Origin of the sequence: Nocardia sp. NPDC056564 (assembly GCF_042793755.1) — a bacterium.
GTDB lineage: Bacteria > Actinomycetota > Actinomycetes > Mycobacteriales > Mycobacteriaceae > Nocardia.
On the sequence record NZ_JBHTUR010000020.1, the window covers coordinates 51,204 to 68,384 of the forward strand.

Consider the following 17,181-nt stretch of genomic DNA (forward strand, 5'->3'; position numbering starts at 1 on the left):
CCGCTTTGCGTGGGGCAGGACCGGCTCTGTGACTCCACATTGTGGGGCAAACATGGGGCAGGTGCTGCTACATCCTGCTGCTGGACGTTGGATGTACTCCCTGGCACCACCCCGCTTCAACTGACTGCGACAGTGCCGCAGGGCACAGCGGGGCAACGTGTCATCCCTGACTGTCTCCCGCGCGCGGCGCGCCCGATCACGAACGATGTAGGCTCCTTGGCTCCAACCTGGCAACCCGATGGGTTGCCAGTCGAAGTCAACCCGCCCAAGATCAGCGACCATCGGAGGCAGACTGGGGAGGATCGGGTTCCACTGTCGCGCCGATGAAACCTTGCGGGCCAACGAGATCGGCGATGAATTCGTTCGTAGCGTGGTCGGCGGCGTGGATGACCACGCCTTGCATACCGCGGGTCAGGAGCACTTGATAGATGTTGCGCACCGATCGTTCGAATTCCGCGTCGGTAGCCTTCCGGCCCTGGAATGCGGGGTCCTGGTTGCATCCTCGGCGGACCGCGAGGTAGTTGCCGTCGTAGACGATGTCGGCGCCCAGAATGACTCCGGCCCAGTCATATTCGAGGCCTTGCGCGGTGTAGATGCACCCCACCTGCTCGAAACCTCGTGGATCAGTCGCCCAGAACGCTGATGGCGGGGCATCGCCATCCTGCTTGTCCCCACGCTTGTTCCAGGGTTTCGACCAGTCACCGAGGACCACGTCAGCTACGAGTGTGCCGTCGGGGCGAGTCTTGCTCCACGGCCAGCAGTACCCCGCTGTGATGCGGGCCGTCTCTCCAGAGTTGTTCTTCTGCCGAAGGAAGTCTTCCATGTCCTGCGGAGAACTCGCGACGCGCACTTCGAAGTCGTCACCCTGCCATGGGCAGGGTTTCGTCGGTCGCAACCCGACCAGTTGTAATACCCATTCACGGTACGCCGCGCTACCTCGGCCCCGGAACTGTTTGTCCAGGTCGATCTCTACCACGGGGTATCCCATCAGCGTGGCCTGATCTCGAATCGCCTGCGGTGTACCGACCTCGTCTGGTCGGATGACCTGGTTCTCGTCGAGAAAGAACACCGGCACCCGCGCGGCGGCCATCAATTCCTCCAGCTGCGGTTTGCCGGTCCTGTCGTCCTTCTTCTGCCACTGGAAAGTCGAGGTCTTCCGGACGCGGTGTGCTTCATCGCAGATCAATACGTCCAGACCGTTACGTCGGGCCTTCGCGAACTGCCGGTAGTACGTGAACAGGTCCTGCAACTTCTTCGACCCTTTGCCTGGATATCGCCGCATGGTCTCGGTGATCGTGGTCGATCCGCTTGCGTAACGTATGCGGTACTCGTCTTTCAGATCGATGACCAACGCCGCGGCGATCATGCTCTTGCCGGTGCCGGGACCGCCGGTCACCATGATGACTTTCTTGTCGTCCTCCCCCGCCACGTCCTTGACTTGATTGATCACGTGTTCGTAGGCGAGGCGCTGGTTGTCGATCAGAGCGTAATGACCGCCTCCGCGGAGCCCGTCGGTAATGACGTCGATCAAGACGTCTCGCCGGTGAATCTCGCTGTCCAGCAGTCGTTTTGCGGCATGCGCCCCAGATTTCGGCGCGAACTGGCGACGCAGGTACTCCTTGAAGGCATCACGTTCGTCGCCGGTAAACATGTGGCCGAGACTGCTGTGACGATGCGTCCGCAGCTTGCCGGCCGATGCCTCCGTCGCGTTGTGAAGGAACGCGACCCCATGCAGCGCCTCGGGTCGATCGCGGACGACCTCGACGAACTCCAACATGTAGTCGCAGTAGCCACGCACCTGGACGACCGGATGCACCCGCACCCCGTATGTTCCCGGTCCTTGCACCAAGTGGTCGTTGGGCAGGACAGGTTCTACGTCGCTCCATTGTTTGAGCTCGACCACGACGAAGCTGTCCTGCCCGGTTTCAGGGTGCAGCCCAGCGAGCACGACATCGGCTCGGGCGTCTGACTCCATCAGCTCGTACTCGATCAGCATTTCGACCTCGGCCAGACCTGTTTCGACCAACAGTTTCGCGAGAACCGGCACGCTGATGTCCCAGGACTTCATTTCGCTGGGGCCCGCCTTCTTGCCGCGGGCCTTCACGATCTTCGCTGACAGCCTGTCGTCGGCTTTGACGTTCTTCAGATCCTTCTGTGCCGGGAACTCGGCCAACTCCCGCGCGGACGCGTGATACGGATGGACTGTCACAGAACCCCCAGGTCCGGAACTTGTTGCAGTAGTGGTATTTACGTGTTGTGGCACGAGCGAGAGCGCCGACCGGATGCTAGCGTGCCACGTCCGGTTCACCTAGAGGATCCATAGTGTCGACGAAGGCCTAACCTTTGGTCACGCGCGGCCGACACACGTAGCTGACCCGCGGTTCTCGCCGGCGCCTGGCGACGGCGAGCCGCGAATCTGCTACAACCAGGCGATGGCCATCCGCAGCCTCCAAGCACAGATCGCACGATTTGCCGCCGAACGGGAGTGGGAACCCTTCCACACGCCGAAGAATCTCGTCATGGCCCTGACCGGGGAGGTAGGCGAACTCTCCGAACTGTTCCAGTGGCTCACGCCCGAGCAGAGCGCGACTATCGCGCACGATCCGGCCCGACGGACACGTGTGGAGGAGGAACTCGCCGATGTTCTCATCTACCTGCTTCGTCTGGCTGACGTCCTCGACGTCGATCTCGTTGCGGCAGTGGAGGCGAAGTTGAAGTCTAACGCGGAACGCTATCCGGTCGCGACGGCACGCGGTCGAGCACTGAAGTACTCCGATCTCGATGACGCCTCCTGAGCTGTTGACGGGGTGACCTTCTGCGCCAGCGCACTGATGCGGCGCGCTGGCGCAGCGCGGGTAGGGCACTGCTCGCGAATGCAAGGCGCGTCAGTGCCGCCCACGGGGATCGCTAGGCCGCGTCCTCCTGACGTGGCGGCGTCCATTTCCGGTCCACGAACGCGATGAACCGAGCGATCAGATCCTGCGTCCGCTCTTGTGCTCGGCGGGTGATCGCCACGTTGGTCGCGCGTCCCCGCGCGAGCCCAGCCTGCCGCTTGAGCTCTTCTTTCGTGGGCCTCATCGTCTTGCCGTCCACGACGACGGTTTGGTCTTCTTGCGCCCAGCCCAACACGGCGATCTGGTAGTAACGCCCCCCTGACATCAGCAGGTTCCGCCGCACCCAGCCCTTCGGGACGAGCAGCAAGGGCTTACCGTCGGCGACTGGCAACTCGACCGACTCCTCCATCCATCGGCAATCCTCCGGATCCCAGATCTGGCGCGTTACGGTCGTCACCCCGGAGGCGTGTGCCCTGAACTCGGGATACTTAGCCATCATCTCCTCGGTGAACCGCACGAGTGGGGAGAAGATGATCCTGGTGGTGAAGTCGCTGGTGATGTCGCGATCTATCCCCGTGACGAACATCGGGATCGCCTCGATCTGGTGCAAGATGCCGACACGCAGCAACAACTCCATACTCGGAGCACAGAGGGCGTCCCAGATCCACTGGCCGACAAGTCCCGCACCGCCATGGCCGTTGGTGCCGGCCGCGGACATACCGAGACGCGTTTCCCGTGGTTCACCGAAGTGTTGTAGGAGATCAAGTCCTCGACGTTGCTCCGATGTGGTGTCGGACATGACGCACTTGGCGACTTCTCCGAAGAAGCTGTCCAAGCAATGTGTCGCCTGGTCAGCGAAGGGTTGTGGGTCGCGCGATAGGCGCACCGCGTGCGGATCGATGTAGATGCGGTTGTCGGTCTCGATCTTGACGTCCTCGAACGGGACGGGGCCGGCAATGCCGTAGTACTCCGTGACACGGGGCATGAGCCCTCCTCTCCTAGGGGCGCCTGCCCAAAGAAAGGAGTGCGGGGGTGTCCCCCGCGACGAACTCCGTTACGCTGGATGAGACTCACCAAGTCGCACCCGCGCCTTTGAGCGGGCACTGGTCCGGTTGTCCGTTGCAGCGGAGCCGGACCAGTTTGGTGTTTCGGACTTCTTCACCGTGAGAGTGGCACCCGCCTTCCGGGTCGCCCACGGTGGCAAGGTCCTCGGAGTTCGTCCGAAACTGTGAGCCAGGGTACTCACGACCTCCGACAGAGACAGACGCCACATATGTGAAATGCGCATCATCAATAACTCTGTGCACAAGACGTGCTATGCGAGTACTAGACAGGCCACAGCCGATCACGGACCGGTAACGAACCACACTAATGTCATTTAGCCAGGTCAGCTCCACGAACAAGAAGGGCACACGACGCGCCTCGATGACCTCACTCGCCGAAGAAACAGATGCGCTGATCCAATCTATGTGACTTACATCACATTTGAGCTTACTGCTGAGTAGATCTGCCAGATCGCGTATCTTGCCGAATCTGCGATGCCGAATCAGAAAGTCTGGGTCTCACCAAAGAGTGGTGTCGGCGCCGGCGCCATCCCGACCAAACAGGCAGGGCCGCGTCGAAACCCGGCAGTGGACAGTGGCGAGCGTTGTCACCACGCAGCGATCCACCCAGCTCGAGGTAGCAGTACTTGTCGACCAAGGGAAGACCCCAACCCGAGCTCGGCCGAAAGTCTCCACAGCTATAGGAGAAGACCAGGGAGTGTCCAAGCTCGAGCGCGGCGAGATCGAACGCTCCAGGGTTTGAGACAATCGGCGAGTACATCCAAGGTTCGGTAGCGAAAAGCGAGATCGTCGCCCGTTTCGCATAAGCCGACGAAGGTCTCCGCCCAGTCGGTGGAGACCTTCGTCGGCTCGATGCGATCAGCTACTTGTGTGGCTCCCAGATGATGCCGCTGACCTCGATGCTTCGCGGGTAACCGGCAGGTTCCTTCGTCCAAGTGAAGCGGACCACGCCGACTCGCTGCGCTTGGGTCCGAACGCACACGGTGCTCCCAGAGGGTATCTCGTCGAGCATCAACCGAGTGGTGCCGTAGACAGCGTTCCAGCAGCTCGAGAAGCTCGGATCGGCGGCCCGGGCGAAAGCGACGCCGTGCAACGCGGAGACACCCAGCTGCATATGCAGCGCGAGGTCGGCACGGTCCTGGGTCGCCTCGGACCAATCGGCGAACTTCATTCCCCACCAGTCGGTTCCGCTGGCGATCACCGAACCCCAGTACTTCATCTCAGGGTCCGAGGCCGGCGTCTCGATGGTGCCGGTCCCGGCCGATGTGCCCTGCATGCATGAGACCGCAGTGGAAGTCACCACCGCCACCACCGCTGCGATACCGCCGATGACGGTCCAGACCCTGGCGCTTGTCGCGAGGTTCCAGAGCTTGCGGCCGAGGCCGGGCTTATCGCTGTTTTCGCCGTCGGTGCCGTTGTCGAACAGCTTGGTCACTGTGCCTTGCTCCTCACTATGGGCTCCGGTGTCGCCTGGCGGCCACTGAAACTGGCAACCCTTGAGTCACCCTACATCCAGATGTTGAGCATGAGCCACCTACAATCTTGATGACATCTATGACATACCTTGCTCCTTGCTCCTTACTAGACGGAACGGGCAAATCAGACCAAGGAGTAAGTTGCGATTTGATAAAGTCCTAGCGCTTCCCATCACTGGCACGCGACAAGAATTGCCAGGTAGAGTACAAATGAAGTGTTGAGACCGACGGTCTCAAGGAGCAAGGGCGCGTGGGCTCGACGCCGAACTTGGCCGCAGGTGATAGTGGTCACTTTCATGGTCGAGCGGTGGATCAAGGCATGGTTCGCTACTCGATCGGCGCAATGACCAGGCGCCAACTCGCGAAGGCAGTTGTGGATTATGACGAATAGTGATGATGAAATGCAGACCGGAAGCGCCAAGCTGGGGGCCGACAGGGCGCCGGTACAGATCAACGCCAAGATCGATTGGGTTCTCGCTGTCGGCGCCAAACGCCTGGCCAAGCAGCGGGGTCTGACCCTAAATGTCTATCTTGCCCGCCTCATCGCAGAGGATCTCGCCAAAGATTCCGAGACCATCCGGCGCCAGTTTGCCGATGAAGAGCAAGACCTCGCCGCCGAGAAGCAGGCGATGCTCGAGGCGCTCACCAAGTTCGAGGCGGACCGGGCCTAAGCGGAGTTCACCCGCGAGCATCGGCGACACGTGCCGCTGTCAATATCACCGACATCTCGGCTGATACATCATCGGGAATCGAAGACGCGTTCGACGGAAGTGCGGCAGGAGTTTCGTCGGTGAGTGCGCGCTCGACGACCATGTCCAGGACGCAGACCGCTGCGCCGCGGGCACCACGCAGGGCAATATCACGCGGATCATCCGGAAGAGCCAGAAAACGCACTACGGTTGCGCCGGGCACATCGGCGGAGAAGGTCATATGCACTTCGCGATCAGCGGCCTTGACATACTCGGCTGCGGCCGTGCCTTCAGGTGCGTCCTTGATCTCGCTGGGTACGTACACAATTAGCAGGCTGGGCGCGACTACGTTGCACACATTCGATAGGGCGCGTCCAAGCGCGGCTCCAGCGTGAGTGTAGACCTCCCACGGATCAGCCCCAGGAATCTCGAGCGCTTTCCGGATGCGAGCAGGGGTGGAGATGCCATCGACGTGACCACGGCGACCGCACGGACACTTGGCCGGTTCGAGCGCGCTGTTCCACCGCAGTGAAGCCGTGGATCGTGCGTCCGCCGGCCAGCCGGGAGGGCAGTCGACTACGAGATGGCCGACTTCCATAGCGCGCCCAGCCTGCCCGCGGCGCACTCGGCCGTCCATGACAAGGCCTCCGCCCACGCCATCTTGGAACACAGTCACCACGGCCAGGTCCGCATCAATGTACCCTCGCTCCCGCACGGCGAGGGCCGCCAAGGCCGCGGCGTCGTTCTCGATGACGATGGGGATTTCGCCGAAGTCGCCGTTGAAGACTTGCCGGAGTTCGGATTGCAGGTCCACGGGGAACGGCTCGAACGTGGTCATGTCGACGATCGGGGTTACGGTGCCGTTGAGGACCGGAGCGCCGAGTTCGACGCCGAGCCCGAACAGTTGTGGCGCTACCCCGCCCTGGCGCTCGCTCACCCGCTCGAGCAGCAGTCCGACGTGGCGGTGCACGGTGACGGCGAGTTCACTCCAGCGGGCATCACCGCGATCGATTAGATAGTCGAACTCGTCAGCGTGACAGGTCATTCCGGCGATGTCGCACAGCGCGGTGGTCACCGCGACCGGGAGGCCCTCGGCGACCACAACGTGCGCGGCCGCGGTGACATAACCCTCACCGAGGTGCAGCAGCTGCACGTAATGCCGTTTGCCATGGCGGCGAGGGGTGCCTTCGCCGAGGAGCCCGAACCGCGTCAGGCGCTTAACGACCTTACTCAGCGTCGCCTGCGGCAGCGTGCGCCGGTCGACCGGCCTGGGCGCGGCGGCCTGGCCGGCCGCAAGCTCGGCGCGTGTCACCGACTCCGGACTCAGGCGCACCGCTCGGGCCAAGACCGTAGCAAGCAGTTCCAGACTCACGTTCCCGGTTTTGGGTTCCTCAGCGAAAGCGATGGCGCACAAGGGATTACTGAAATCACCGTTCAAGACCAGGCCTCCCTCTCGACTCAACGAACACGCACGACAAACTCGGCTTTCTCGCGCTCGACCTCGCAGACCAGCTCCCGGAACTGGAACATAGGACCGTACCCTTCAAGGGCGGCCGACAGTTTGAACACCACGTACGCAACCGCGAAGCGGGTGTCCTGCGTCCAGTCCGGATGGTCGACGCCGAGCAGTGCGAGAACGAGGAATAGCAGGCACGCAGCGGGCGAGTTATCCGGCGACGGCCCAGCGATCCTGTACTGCAACTCGTCCCAGATCGGCCGGAATTGATCCAGCCTCAAGGGATACTCGTCAGCGCGCGCGAGATTAGCCGCGAACATCGGGTACGCCTCGGCACCGCCGCAGATCATCCCATGTATGCCGTTGAGCGCTCTGGCCGCACCATCGCCTTCGAACCAGTCGTCGCCCTCGGACCAGTCGTCATTGGCGGACAGGTCAAATTCGGGGTACAGCACCGGTTCGGGCGCGACAGGCGATTCGCCGTCACTCATACCGCCCTCCCCGATCTGTGGAGATGTCATGCTGCTGACTTACTCTTCCGACTCGCCGTAACGGACCATATCCCTGACGAGATCCGTTGTGAGCCAATATACCGCGCCTTACGGGGGTGATGAAAATTCCGTCACGATCAACGCGATGTATGAGCCATCTGACCTGCGCTCCGAGAGAGTCATACGATACATCTGGTACACATTGAGGTGTGCTCATGCGCTACATGCTGTATAGATTGACTGTGCGGATGTCGGAATTGAACCACAAGGAGCTAAGGCTGTATGCCCACTGATCCGCCGAGCCTGAATCTCAATCGTGATTACCGTCAACGTGCGGCCGAGACCAGGTCCAAACGCATGACCAAATTCGTGCTCGACGCCGCCGAGCTCGCGCTGGTGACCCGCCTGACCACCCAGCCCTCAAAACCGCTGTCCCAGTTGACAATGAAAGAACTCTGCGTGGAAGCAGGGATCAACCGCACCACCATGCTGCGCCGGTTCAAGACCGTCGCAGCGGTCGGCGCGGCGGTAGCCGAACGGATGCGGGCCGAGCGGCGGGTCGTGCCCGCTCAGATCGCGGATCTCGCCGAGCGCCACGCCCGCGACGAATCCTGGAGGCATGAGGTGGCCCCCGAACAGAACCGACTGCTCGCGCGGATTTCGAGTACGAACCCGACCATCGAGGAATTGCACCGCGGTTACGTGACCGCGGTGGCCCGCGCCGGCGCGAAAGACGATCCGACAGAGACCATCTATTGGTGCACCGAGCTCACTGAAGCTTACTTCGCTGCCAGTCAGCGGGAGAATCTGCGCCTGGCCAGCAAGCCTTTGGACTACACCGAGCGCCGGGACGTTCTGCGTTTGGCCCGGCAGGCCCTGACTCACGCCGAGCGCGCGCTGAACTTGGTCGATGCGTCCAACGAGGATCATTGCCTTCTCGGTTTCCGATTGACCCAGACCGCGGCCCGCGCCGAGTTGCTAGTCTCGACCAAGCAACTGAAGTACGAGACAACCGGGTTGAGCCGTATCCGATCGCTCAAGGACCGGGAAAGTGGTTTCGCCCGTCAGCTCGGATGGACGCTGCGAGCGGAATTGGCCCAATTCCACCGAGACCGCTCGGCCGCGCTGTGTGACGATCGCGTCGAAGCTGAGATTGCCTCGATCAGGCGGATCACCTCCACACTGCTGCGGATGTGTAAACCCGAGGCGATACGGGATCGTCCTCGCCTGGATGCGATTCCCGCCGACGAGCTGTCCGGCGTCATTGCCCGGTTGTGCGCAATCGAGATGGCGTACTCCCGCGACTATCGTTACGCCTCGATCTTCTATAAGGCCTTCCCCGACGGTGCCGACAACCTCAAAACCGCCTTGCTCAAGTGCTACTCGACCGCCGGCGGCGAGGACGCCCGCCAAGAACAGCGCGACATCGCGGGGCTGATCCGGCTCCAGAGGCTCGGCGTCGAGCTAGAACACGCCGACGCCACGAGCGCGGATCTTGGCAAGGTGATTCACAAGTACGAGGAAACACCAGTAGACCTGCTGCGTAGCGCACGCTTCGGCATCATCCGCCACTTGCTTGTTGCCCGGTACCTCACCGCCAAGGCCAAGATGAAGATCGGCCAGCGTGCCCAGCAGACGGTTTCCGCTGCCGACGGCTCGGCGACCGACGCCTCTAGCACCGAGTTGATCGAAGCGGCGATCTACTTCTACGACTACGCCGACGCGGTGACCCGCCGACGCGGCGCGGGCGGCGCGCTCCGCAAAGTCGCCAAACGCGAGCGAGAGCAACTCATCGCCGCTCACCGCGAGGCCCGTGAAGACACCTTCGCCCATCCCCAACCGGTTCCAGCAGAGGAATTCAAGCAGTTTCAACAGGCCGTCAACGACTTGGTACTCAAAGCCTTCACCTGGCGTACCCGCCTCAGGAGTGAGCAGGTCGAAGCGCTGCAGGACCAGATCAACCCCGTCGAGCGCTACCTCGGTCGCGGCCAACGATGATCACTCGACCGCCACCTCGATCGGCTCGGTCATACCGTTGAGGAGGGCAAGGAAACCGATAGCGGCAGGATGCCATTCAACCGGCTTGCCCTCGATATCGGCAAGCGAGACCGGATCGGCAGCAGCGGGATTCATCATCGTCCGGACAGCGAGTCCGTTGATGACCGCCGCAGCTGCCGCTGCGAAGGTGGCCGGCTTGAAGTCAGCCCTGAAGCGCCAACCCAATTCGGCGAGCATTCCTGTGTAGAAGGCGGCCATGCGCTTGATATCCCGGGAGTCCGCAGCGGCGAGAACATCGCGTGCGCGCGCGTGCAGACCGTCGTCACGCAGCGAAGGCAACGCTGCGGCCAAGGCCGAATAGGTGCGCCAAACACGTGACTGATAGGTGTTCTCAAAGTTGTACTCCACACCCCGCCGGATGATCTCGTGCAGCACCCTGCGCCGACCTTCGACGTCAGGCTGCAGGCAGCCGCGATCATCACGAAGCAGGTAGGCGTATTTAGCTAGCACTTCCTCGGCGGCCGCGACCGTCCCCTCGTCGAGCAGGATCTCTGTAGCCCGATCCGGCTGCACCATCGCCTCGACCAGCTCGATGTAGAACTCTTCATGCGTGCGCCAGATCCGGTAGTACGTCGACTTCGGAACTCCTGCGACCTTCCTCAGCTCGGTCATGTCCATGTACTTCAAGTCCAGCGGCAAGCCGCGCTCTTCCATGATCTTCATCGTGCTGGCAATCATCGATTCGCGGTGCGCTTCAGCCGACCTGGGCACCGCCCGGTACCGCCGACCCAAGTCGGCGCCGGTCTCGTCCTGCCCTGGTGCTGTGCTCGTCATCGCTCCTCACAACCTTGAGACCTCTTGTCTCAGTTTCACCTCCGAACCGGAGGCCTGGTGCGGTTTACGCAGGATAAGTCGCGGTTCAGTCCAAGAATCGGAGCGGTAGCCGGTCTTCCTTTCGGCTACCGCCACAAGGCGTCTACGACATGAGTGTGAGCAAGGTGATGACCGCGGTAGCCAGGGTCGATGCGATGGCAGCGGCGTAAGCCCCCTTCATGATCGCCTTGGCCATGGTGGCGCCGTCGAATCGGACGATGATGCCCGCCAGAAGCGCGACGATGATCGCGAACGCGACGCCGAGGCAGATGGTCAGCACGAAAGTAGCGTGGTCATCGACTAAACGGGCTTGGATGTCGACGTCGACAGTCGCGGCTGATGCCGCACAGGCCGTGGTGTTCGGACGATGTGGGCCGCACATTTCGTCACGGACGCTTGCGGGCATTACCGCGTCCGCCCGATTGCCCGTGCGCATGCCAGCAGTTATGGTCGCCAATGGTGGCTCCTTGTTGTGAGAGAGCGTTACCGAATGCACTGCAACAGGCCGCCGAATATCGTGCTCCGTCCTTAGCCGAGGGCGGAGCACGACTCGTTCCGGGGCTGCCGCGACCGATCAGCGACCCGCTGCACGAAATGCACTGTAGCCCCACATCCCCCAATGATCACGAGCCGATAACACGCTCGCGTGCAGGCTTTTTTTCACCCAAACCCGACTGGTCCGTCGACCAGGTAGGCAACCTTGCTGGTCACGTCATCGACCATCAACGTTGCCCATAGACACACCGTTCAAGTTACCCGTCGGTTATGTGATGAATACCACAAATTTAGTGAGGGTGGTCACAACTGTTCTTGCATTTGCACGGTCACAACCGAACTTCCTGCGAAGATACCAATACTCTATGTACTGGATTACTTGACAGTGCCCTTTGGCGCTGATTCGGTGGTAGGCATGACATCCCGAGTCGGCGAGCCCGGATCCGCCGCCGAAGTCCAGGTGCCGGCGCATAGAATCGCGGACGCTGCGAGTTCGTTGAACGCCGAGATCCGCAACATGTGCGACGACTGGGCAACCAAGCTCATCAACGACGCTGCAAAGCTCGCCGAGATGGATGCGCCGATCGGTGACACTCCAGTAACAGGGGATCTGCTCACCTTGTGGGAGCTGACCAAGCTGCGAATCCGGCGGGAGGCGAAGGTCGAGCATGAGCACGTCGTAGCCGCCGCTCGGGCGGCCGGCGCGACCTGGGAACAGATCGGAGACGCGTGCGGAATCACCCGACAAGGCGCCTACGACCGATGGGGAAAGATGGTCAAAGAACGCGAGTCCCAACCAGAGCCGCAGCTCGCCATCGGCCCTCTAGACCCCCTCGACGAGTACGACCCAGGCGGGCACGCTGAGGGTTCACCTCGACCACGGCGCCGCTACGTTCGCAAGCCAACGCCTGCCAGTCAGAAAAAGAAGAAACCAAAGGCGAAAACAATGCCCGCTCCGTCCGCCGCCAAGACCGCGACCAGTTACAGAGCAACGCAGCCACCGTCGACCAAAGTGCAGGACATCGCTGCAGTCCGATACATGGAATCAATGAACGACTGGAAGCCTCCTGAGCAGCTCAAGTAATTGCCGCCATGCCGAAACGACGAATAGGAACTTAGGCACCTGCGGCACCGCCGTCGAGAAGGACGAGGTCGTCGCCCCTCATCGGGAACTCATAACCGGCATCCAGTGCGCCACCATGATCGAATCAGGCCGTTGGCGCGGACGCCTCCCTCCGCCCCTCCAGTGCATCACCGCGCAGGTGCTTCGCGGCGCCGCACTCGTGGGCACGCCAGCCCCCGCAGGTCGGGATGCGACCGAGTTTCTTGACGTCGAGGTGGACCATGTATCCCCGGTTCGGTGTGCTCGTAGCGCACGACCTTCCGCTGCTGCGTCCCGGTCGGCGGATCCAGATCGGCGAGCCGGTTTAGTCCGCGGCAGACCAGCACCCGGTGCACGGTCGCGGGCGCCACGGTGACGCCGTGCTCGATGTGCAGGACGGCCGTGCTCCGGCGGGCCCGATCTGATCGACACCCGACTCTGGAGATCGAGTACTGCGATCAGATCGTGGCCGGCCTGCGTGCGACGGGCGTGGGGTATCAGGACATCACCCGGGCGTTGTGCTAGGCGCCAGGTGCTGGCCTTCGTGCTTCACGCAACCGCTGGGTGTATGCCAGTTCTCGGATTACGCTGTGCCCGTGCAGGAATGGATACCTCTCGTTGTTGCGGTTGTCGCTGCGTTCGCGACGGTGTTCGTTTCGGTGTACACCCACCGCCGACAGCGCAAAGACGTTCGAGCGAAGATCAAGTCCGACGTGGACGTGCTCAAGCAGCTCAAAGACCTTGATGACAGCGGCGGCGCCGCGTTCCAGCAGCTTCAGGCGCACGTCTCTTGGCGAATACGGCAGCTGATCGCCCTGGAGAACGAGCCGCGGCGCGACGCGGTGAAGATGGCCACCGCAACTGCGGGATTCACGATCTGCCTGGCATTTGCAGTGGCTATCCCAGCGTTCGGCGCGGCTCAACAGGACGCCGCATGCGAACAATTGCAGATATCGGTGCAACGACTACGGGAAGCGGGTGGGGAGGTCCCCAGATCTTTACCGAGCTCATGTGCAGCCACTGATCTATCCGATTTCATCGCAACAGGACTCTTGATCGCGGCTGTGGTCGCCTTCGCGATGATCCTCGTGCTCAGCGTGGTGCAAGCCCGCGGGTTTCGGAAGAAGCCGCCGACCGTGTGACATGGGCATGATCGAGTCGCAGTGGCGAGCGCCGGCCGCCACCGGAAGGATCACCTGCCACCGTGTCGCAGTGGCACCTGCACGGGCATCCCGGGGTCCAGCACCTCGAACTGCCACCGCAGCACACGAGCCCGGCTTGCGTCGTCCAGTGGCGCGAGCGCGAGACAGGCCGCGCGCATCGCCTCCAGCTCGGGATGGTTGACTCGATGTTCGTTATGCCAGGCACCATGGCAGATCGGCTTTCCTCTGACGCGCGATCCACACCAGAGTTTGATTCTTCCCCGTAACGGCTCTCGCTTACGTGGGAGCGCGGGGCGTAGCCCTCGCCTTGTGTGGTCCCCGTTTACCCCGCGACGATCCGATCTACGCGCTCGCCACTTCCCGTGTAGCGAATTCGCGTGCTCTGTACCGCCACGTCCGCACTCGACTCGACTACCGCACTGAGCGCGCCTTGGCCGCGAACACGCCACCTCCGGTGGCGCAGCTCCAGACGTAACTTTCCCGCCTGACGCAACCCCGCTCCCAACCCTCACCCCGACGGTGGACTGTCATCGAGGTTGGCCAGCCATACGGCAGCCAAGCATCCGACAGTCATTCGACGCAGGCGACATGCCGGATGGAAATATTTTCAGGACGGCAGGCCAATCGCCTGCCGGGCATCGTCCTGTTACCAGCCGGTTAGCGCGCCTCCCGAACCGCGGCGATGCGGTGCGCCGGAAGATCCACCGACAGAGAACATCTCGGCAGCCCCCACGCAGGAAAGTAACCGATTACCGCGCGGCCCTAACCGCAGGAGCACAGCTGGCGTTGAGTCGGCTATCCGCCGCTCGATGCGGCATCCACGCCGACTCTGCATCCACACTGTTGTGGCAGCTCACCGGAACATGGCGAGGTGCTCGGTGGCCCATTGGCGGAACTTGCGGCCTGGGCGGCCGGTGATCCGCTCTACGGAGCGCGCGGCTTCGGCGGGTCCGTCTGCATCAGTGTCGAGTAATCGGGTGTACCTCGACGGGAGTGGATGATGAATCTAGTCACTGCGGCACCTAGAAAACTCGGACCCATCCTTCCAGCAGGGGCCCCCGGCCTGTTCGACAATTACGGCGCCTTTGCTGTCGAGGAGAGACGGATACACCTGCAGGACATGGCCCTCGCCGAATTTCTTGCTCCTGTCCGCAGGACGGACCTTGACTTTGACGAGGCGACGCGATCCATCGCACGTCAGATTCCCAGTCTCCCCGAACCCCCCAATCCAGGGCAGCGTTTGAGAGTCGACATCCTTCACTTGGACGGCAAGCTTCGTTACCCCGGAGGAGGCATCACAACTGTAGTCAACCTCTACCAGTGCGTTTTTCCCTTTGATGCCGGCTGACTTGATGCCGACTTCGGTATCAGCCAGAGCGGGGGCGGCAGTCAAAACCAGGCTCGCGCCCATCGCAACCGATACGGTGACTGCGCGGGCGGAACGTCGATTGATCCGAGGCATCATGCTGGCTATTCGTTCCTGACGTATGCGCGGATGGGTGGTGCTCGCCATAAACGAAGAGCGAGTCACCATGATCGGGACCAAACGCCGACCACGGTCTTGAGATTCACCGACCCCGGCTGGATCTCAGAGTTGTTGGAGCGCAAGCGCTGTGGGTTGACCGCCAAACGCATCCACCCCACCATCGCCTCGACGTCCTCGCGCGTCGCACGATCCCATCGCACACCGAGCGCAGCCAGGACCCTCCACCACCGCAGCAGATCGTGGGCATAGGACCGCACCGTCTATGGACTGACATCGGACAACACCAAACTCGACAGAAACGACGAGATGGGGTCAACTTCGGACCCGTGGACGACCACGATGTACGGAACCACCCCCGGTGGCTCGATCTGCTGCACACTCCCGACCGCTGGCAGCTCAATACGCCCGTCACGAAGCGCGCGCCTTTGTTCCTTCACTCGATGCACCCCCAACGTTGGACCCATGGATCAACGACTGAAGTGCAGTTAACAGGACCGATGGATCCTGGATCGGCCTGGTGGGCTTCGCCATCCCGACCGCGAATGGGCAGGGTCGCATTGAAACCCGGCAGTGGACCGTGGCGCGAGCGCTATCACCAGTGAGCCCGAACCTGGGACGGTGAGGACACCGGCCGGACAACCGAGCCGCCGTTGGAACCGCGGCCTACTGAATCGCCGTCCAACGATGCATGGATGATGAGCAGCCGACGATGGCCGGCGACTACCCGAGTGGTTCGACTGCGCGATGGGCAACGGCTCGGATGCGGATCACGCTGGCCGTCACCTACGGGCACCCGAGTGCGCGCCGCCGCGCTCGACGACGGCTACGAGACTGGGCCCCGGAGGCCGAGCAGTCAGGGTTTCGTCACTCCGAGCGAGGCGAGCTCATCGGCAGTGAGGTGGGTGAAGGCGACGGCCTGCCAAGGTTGTGACTGAAAATCGATCCACTCCCCCGCGCGGATCTCCCGCAACATCGCAGTGCGGAAGAGATTTTGCTCGCGTTCCGGTATAGCTGCGGCTGCGTATTCGAACTCGCGCATCTTGTCCGCACGGACGGTCGTCGCCCAGCCGATCTGCTTGACCGTGCCGGTGAGTTCGGGCCATCCGGCCGCGCGCGCCGCTTCGGCATTCGCTGCGTTGAGGGCTTCGTGTTTGTTCATGGAAACGATGATGCGACAGGACACCGACAACTAAACGAATCACGCCTCCGATCGACTAGAGATGGACCTAGATCGGTTGTGTACCAACAGATCTCACTACCGCTTAAGAGGGGATTCCGGTAGAATTGAGCCATCTTCTCCGACCGATTCTCGGTCACCTCTTACGAGGGAATTCGGAGGTTCCGGTATGGCTGTTGGCGGACCGTTGGCGACGGCGATCGATATCGTCTGGGAGTCCATCCGTGTGCGTCATCCGGACGTGCCCGATGTTGTCGTCGCGGTCGCGTCCGGATCGCTGGGGCGCGGTCGGGCGCCGCGGCTGGGTCATTTCGGCCCGGACCGTTGGGAGCGAGCGGGGGTGTGGATGCCGGAGTTGTTCGTCGGCGGTGAGGGATTGGCCGCCGGCGCTCGTGATGTTCTCGGCACGCTGCTCCATGAAGCCGCGCACGGGCTGGCGTTGACCCGCGGTATCGCCGAAACCAGCGACGGGGGGCGGTATCACAACAAGAAGTTCAAGGACCTTGCTAACGAGCTGGGGTTATCGACGGTGCGCCATCAGCGTGCGGGCTGGTCGGTCACCGCGCTGCCCGATCCGACCGCCGACCGGTACCGGCGCGAGTTGCAGGTGCTGTCGCGGGCGATCGTCGCCCATCGCCGTCCCGAACACGGAACAGCGGATACCGACGCGGCCGGCAGGCCCGATACCGACGACGCTGACGGTTCGGGCGGTGAGGGTGCGGCGGGGTCCAAGAAGGATCGCAACGCTCTGCCGTTCGTGTGCCGGTGTGCGCCGCCGCGGCGAATCCGGGCGCACAAGAAGATCATTGACGCCGGGCCGATCCTGTGCGGACTGTGCCGGGAGCCATTCGCCGCCGCTTCCCGCCCTTGACCGTCGA

General features: G+C 62.4%; 16 protein-coding genes and 1 pseudogene. 6 read left to right on the plus strand and 11 right to left on the minus strand.

The features are described 5' to 3' along the window. Positions 1-271: 271 nt before the first annotated feature. Positions 272-2,209, minus strand: a complete 1,938-nt coding sequence (locus ACFQ9K_RS35720; RefSeq protein ID WP_378721903.1) for a DNA/RNA helicase domain-containing protein — start codon at positions 2,207-2,209, stop codon at positions 272-274. Positions 2,210-2,432: 223 nt separating this feature from the next. On the opposite strand from ACFQ9K_RS35720, the gene ACFQ9K_RS35725 reads away from it, so the two are divergent. Then, positions 2,433-2,795 carry a nucleotide pyrophosphohydrolase gene (locus tag ACFQ9K_RS35725; RefSeq protein ID WP_378721902.1) on the plus strand — a complete coding sequence of 121 codons (363 nt, stop codon included), beginning with the start codon at positions 2,433-2,435 and terminating at the stop codon, positions 2,793-2,795. 112 nt (positions 2,796-2,907) lie between these two features. Here ACFQ9K_RS35725 and ACFQ9K_RS35730 read toward each other — a convergent pair whose 3' ends face one another. Both ACFQ9K_RS35730 and ACFQ9K_RS35735 read right to left on the minus strand, forming a co-directional pair. After that, a complete protein-coding gene (locus tag ACFQ9K_RS35730) occupies positions 2,908-3,819 on the minus strand; it encodes a hypothetical protein (RefSeq protein ID WP_378721901.1) in 912 nt (303 codons plus the stop codon). 941 nt (positions 3,820-4,760) lie between these two features. Further along, entirely contained in the window at positions 4,761-5,333 is a 573-nt protein-coding gene (locus ACFQ9K_RS35735; protein ID WP_378721900.1) for a hypothetical protein, read from the minus strand. Between the two features lie 420 nt (positions 5,334-5,753). Here ACFQ9K_RS35735 and ACFQ9K_RS35740 point away from each other — a divergent pair, with 420 nt between their 5' ends. Beyond that, on the plus strand, positions 5,754-6,044 hold the full coding sequence (locus ACFQ9K_RS35740; protein WP_378721899.1) for a hypothetical protein: 291 nt from the start codon (positions 5,754-5,756) through the stop codon (positions 6,042-6,044). Between the two features lie 7 nt (positions 6,045-6,051). On the opposite strand, the gene ACFQ9K_RS35745 is transcribed toward ACFQ9K_RS35740, so the two are convergent. Then, the gene (locus tag ACFQ9K_RS35745) at positions 6,052-7,500 is read right to left on the minus strand and encodes an ROK family protein (protein ID WP_378721898.1); all 1,449 of its coding nucleotides are present in this window, start codon (positions 7,498-7,500) and stop codon (positions 6,052-6,054) included. 20 nt (positions 7,501-7,520) lie between these two features. Continuing rightward, entirely contained in the window at positions 7,521-8,009 is a 489-nt protein-coding gene (locus ACFQ9K_RS35750) for a hypothetical protein (protein ID WP_378721897.1), read from the minus strand. Positions 8,010-8,291: 282 nt separating this feature from the next. Here ACFQ9K_RS35750 and ACFQ9K_RS35755 point away from each other — a divergent pair, with 282 nt between their 5' ends. Continuing rightward, entirely contained in the window at positions 8,292-10,007 is a 1,716-nt protein-coding gene (locus ACFQ9K_RS35755; protein ID WP_378721896.1) for a hypothetical protein, read from the plus strand. Here the strand turns inward: ACFQ9K_RS35755 and ACFQ9K_RS35760 are convergent, their stop codons facing one another. Then, positions 10,008-10,841: a hypothetical protein gene (locus ACFQ9K_RS35760; protein ID WP_378721895.1), complete on the minus strand. Its 834-nt coding sequence runs from the start codon at positions 10,839-10,841 to the stop codon at positions 10,008-10,010. A gap of 142 nt (positions 10,842-10,983) precedes the next feature. After that, complete coding sequence (locus tag ACFQ9K_RS35765; RefSeq protein WP_378721894.1) at positions 10,984-11,337, minus strand: hypothetical protein; 354 nt, start codon at positions 11,335-11,337, stop codon at positions 10,984-10,986. 453 nt (positions 11,338-11,790) lie between these two features. On the opposite strand from ACFQ9K_RS35765, the gene ACFQ9K_RS35770 reads away from it, so the two are divergent. Beyond that, positions 11,791-12,459, plus strand: coding sequence for a hypothetical protein (locus ACFQ9K_RS35770; RefSeq protein ID WP_378721893.1), 669 nt, complete (start codon positions 11,791-11,793; stop codon positions 12,457-12,459). A gap of 211 nt (positions 12,460-12,670) precedes the next feature. Here ACFQ9K_RS35770 and ACFQ9K_RS35775 read toward each other — a convergent pair. Next, positions 12,671-12,839: pseudogene (locus ACFQ9K_RS35775) on the minus strand (IS481 family transposase); the annotation flags it as partial. A gap of 234 nt (positions 12,840-13,073) precedes the next feature. Here ACFQ9K_RS35775 and ACFQ9K_RS35780 point away from each other — a divergent pair. Continuing rightward, positions 13,074-13,619: a hypothetical protein gene (locus ACFQ9K_RS35780; protein ID WP_378721892.1), complete on the plus strand. Its 546-nt coding sequence runs from the start codon at positions 13,074-13,076 to the stop codon at positions 13,617-13,619. 1,027 nt (positions 13,620-14,646) lie between these two features. Here the strand turns inward: ACFQ9K_RS35780 and ACFQ9K_RS35785 are convergent. The 3 genes from ACFQ9K_RS35785 to ACFQ9K_RS35795 form a co-directional block, all read right to left on the minus strand. Then, the gene (locus ACFQ9K_RS35785; protein WP_378721891.1) at positions 14,647-15,174 is read right to left on the minus strand and encodes a hypothetical protein; all 528 of its coding nucleotides are present in this window, start codon (positions 15,172-15,174) and stop codon (positions 14,647-14,649) included. After that, a complete protein-coding gene (locus ACFQ9K_RS35790; protein ID WP_378721890.1) occupies positions 15,168-15,383 on the minus strand; it encodes a hypothetical protein in 216 nt (71 codons plus the stop codon). The genes ACFQ9K_RS35785 and ACFQ9K_RS35790 overlap by 7 nt, the downstream gene beginning before the upstream one ends. Positions 15,384-15,979: 596 nt before the next feature. Further along, the gene (locus tag ACFQ9K_RS35795; protein ID WP_378721889.1) at positions 15,980-16,285 is read right to left on the minus strand and encodes a hypothetical protein; all 306 of its coding nucleotides are present in this window, start codon (positions 16,283-16,285) and stop codon (positions 15,980-15,982) included. Positions 16,286-16,472: 187 nt separating this feature from the next. Here ACFQ9K_RS35795 and ACFQ9K_RS35800 point away from each other — a divergent pair, with 187 nt between their 5' ends. Next, positions 16,473-17,174, plus strand: coding sequence for a hypothetical protein (locus ACFQ9K_RS35800; protein ID WP_378721888.1), 702 nt, complete (start codon positions 16,473-16,475; stop codon positions 17,172-17,174). The last annotated feature ends 7 nt before the right edge of the window (positions 17,175-17,181 follow it).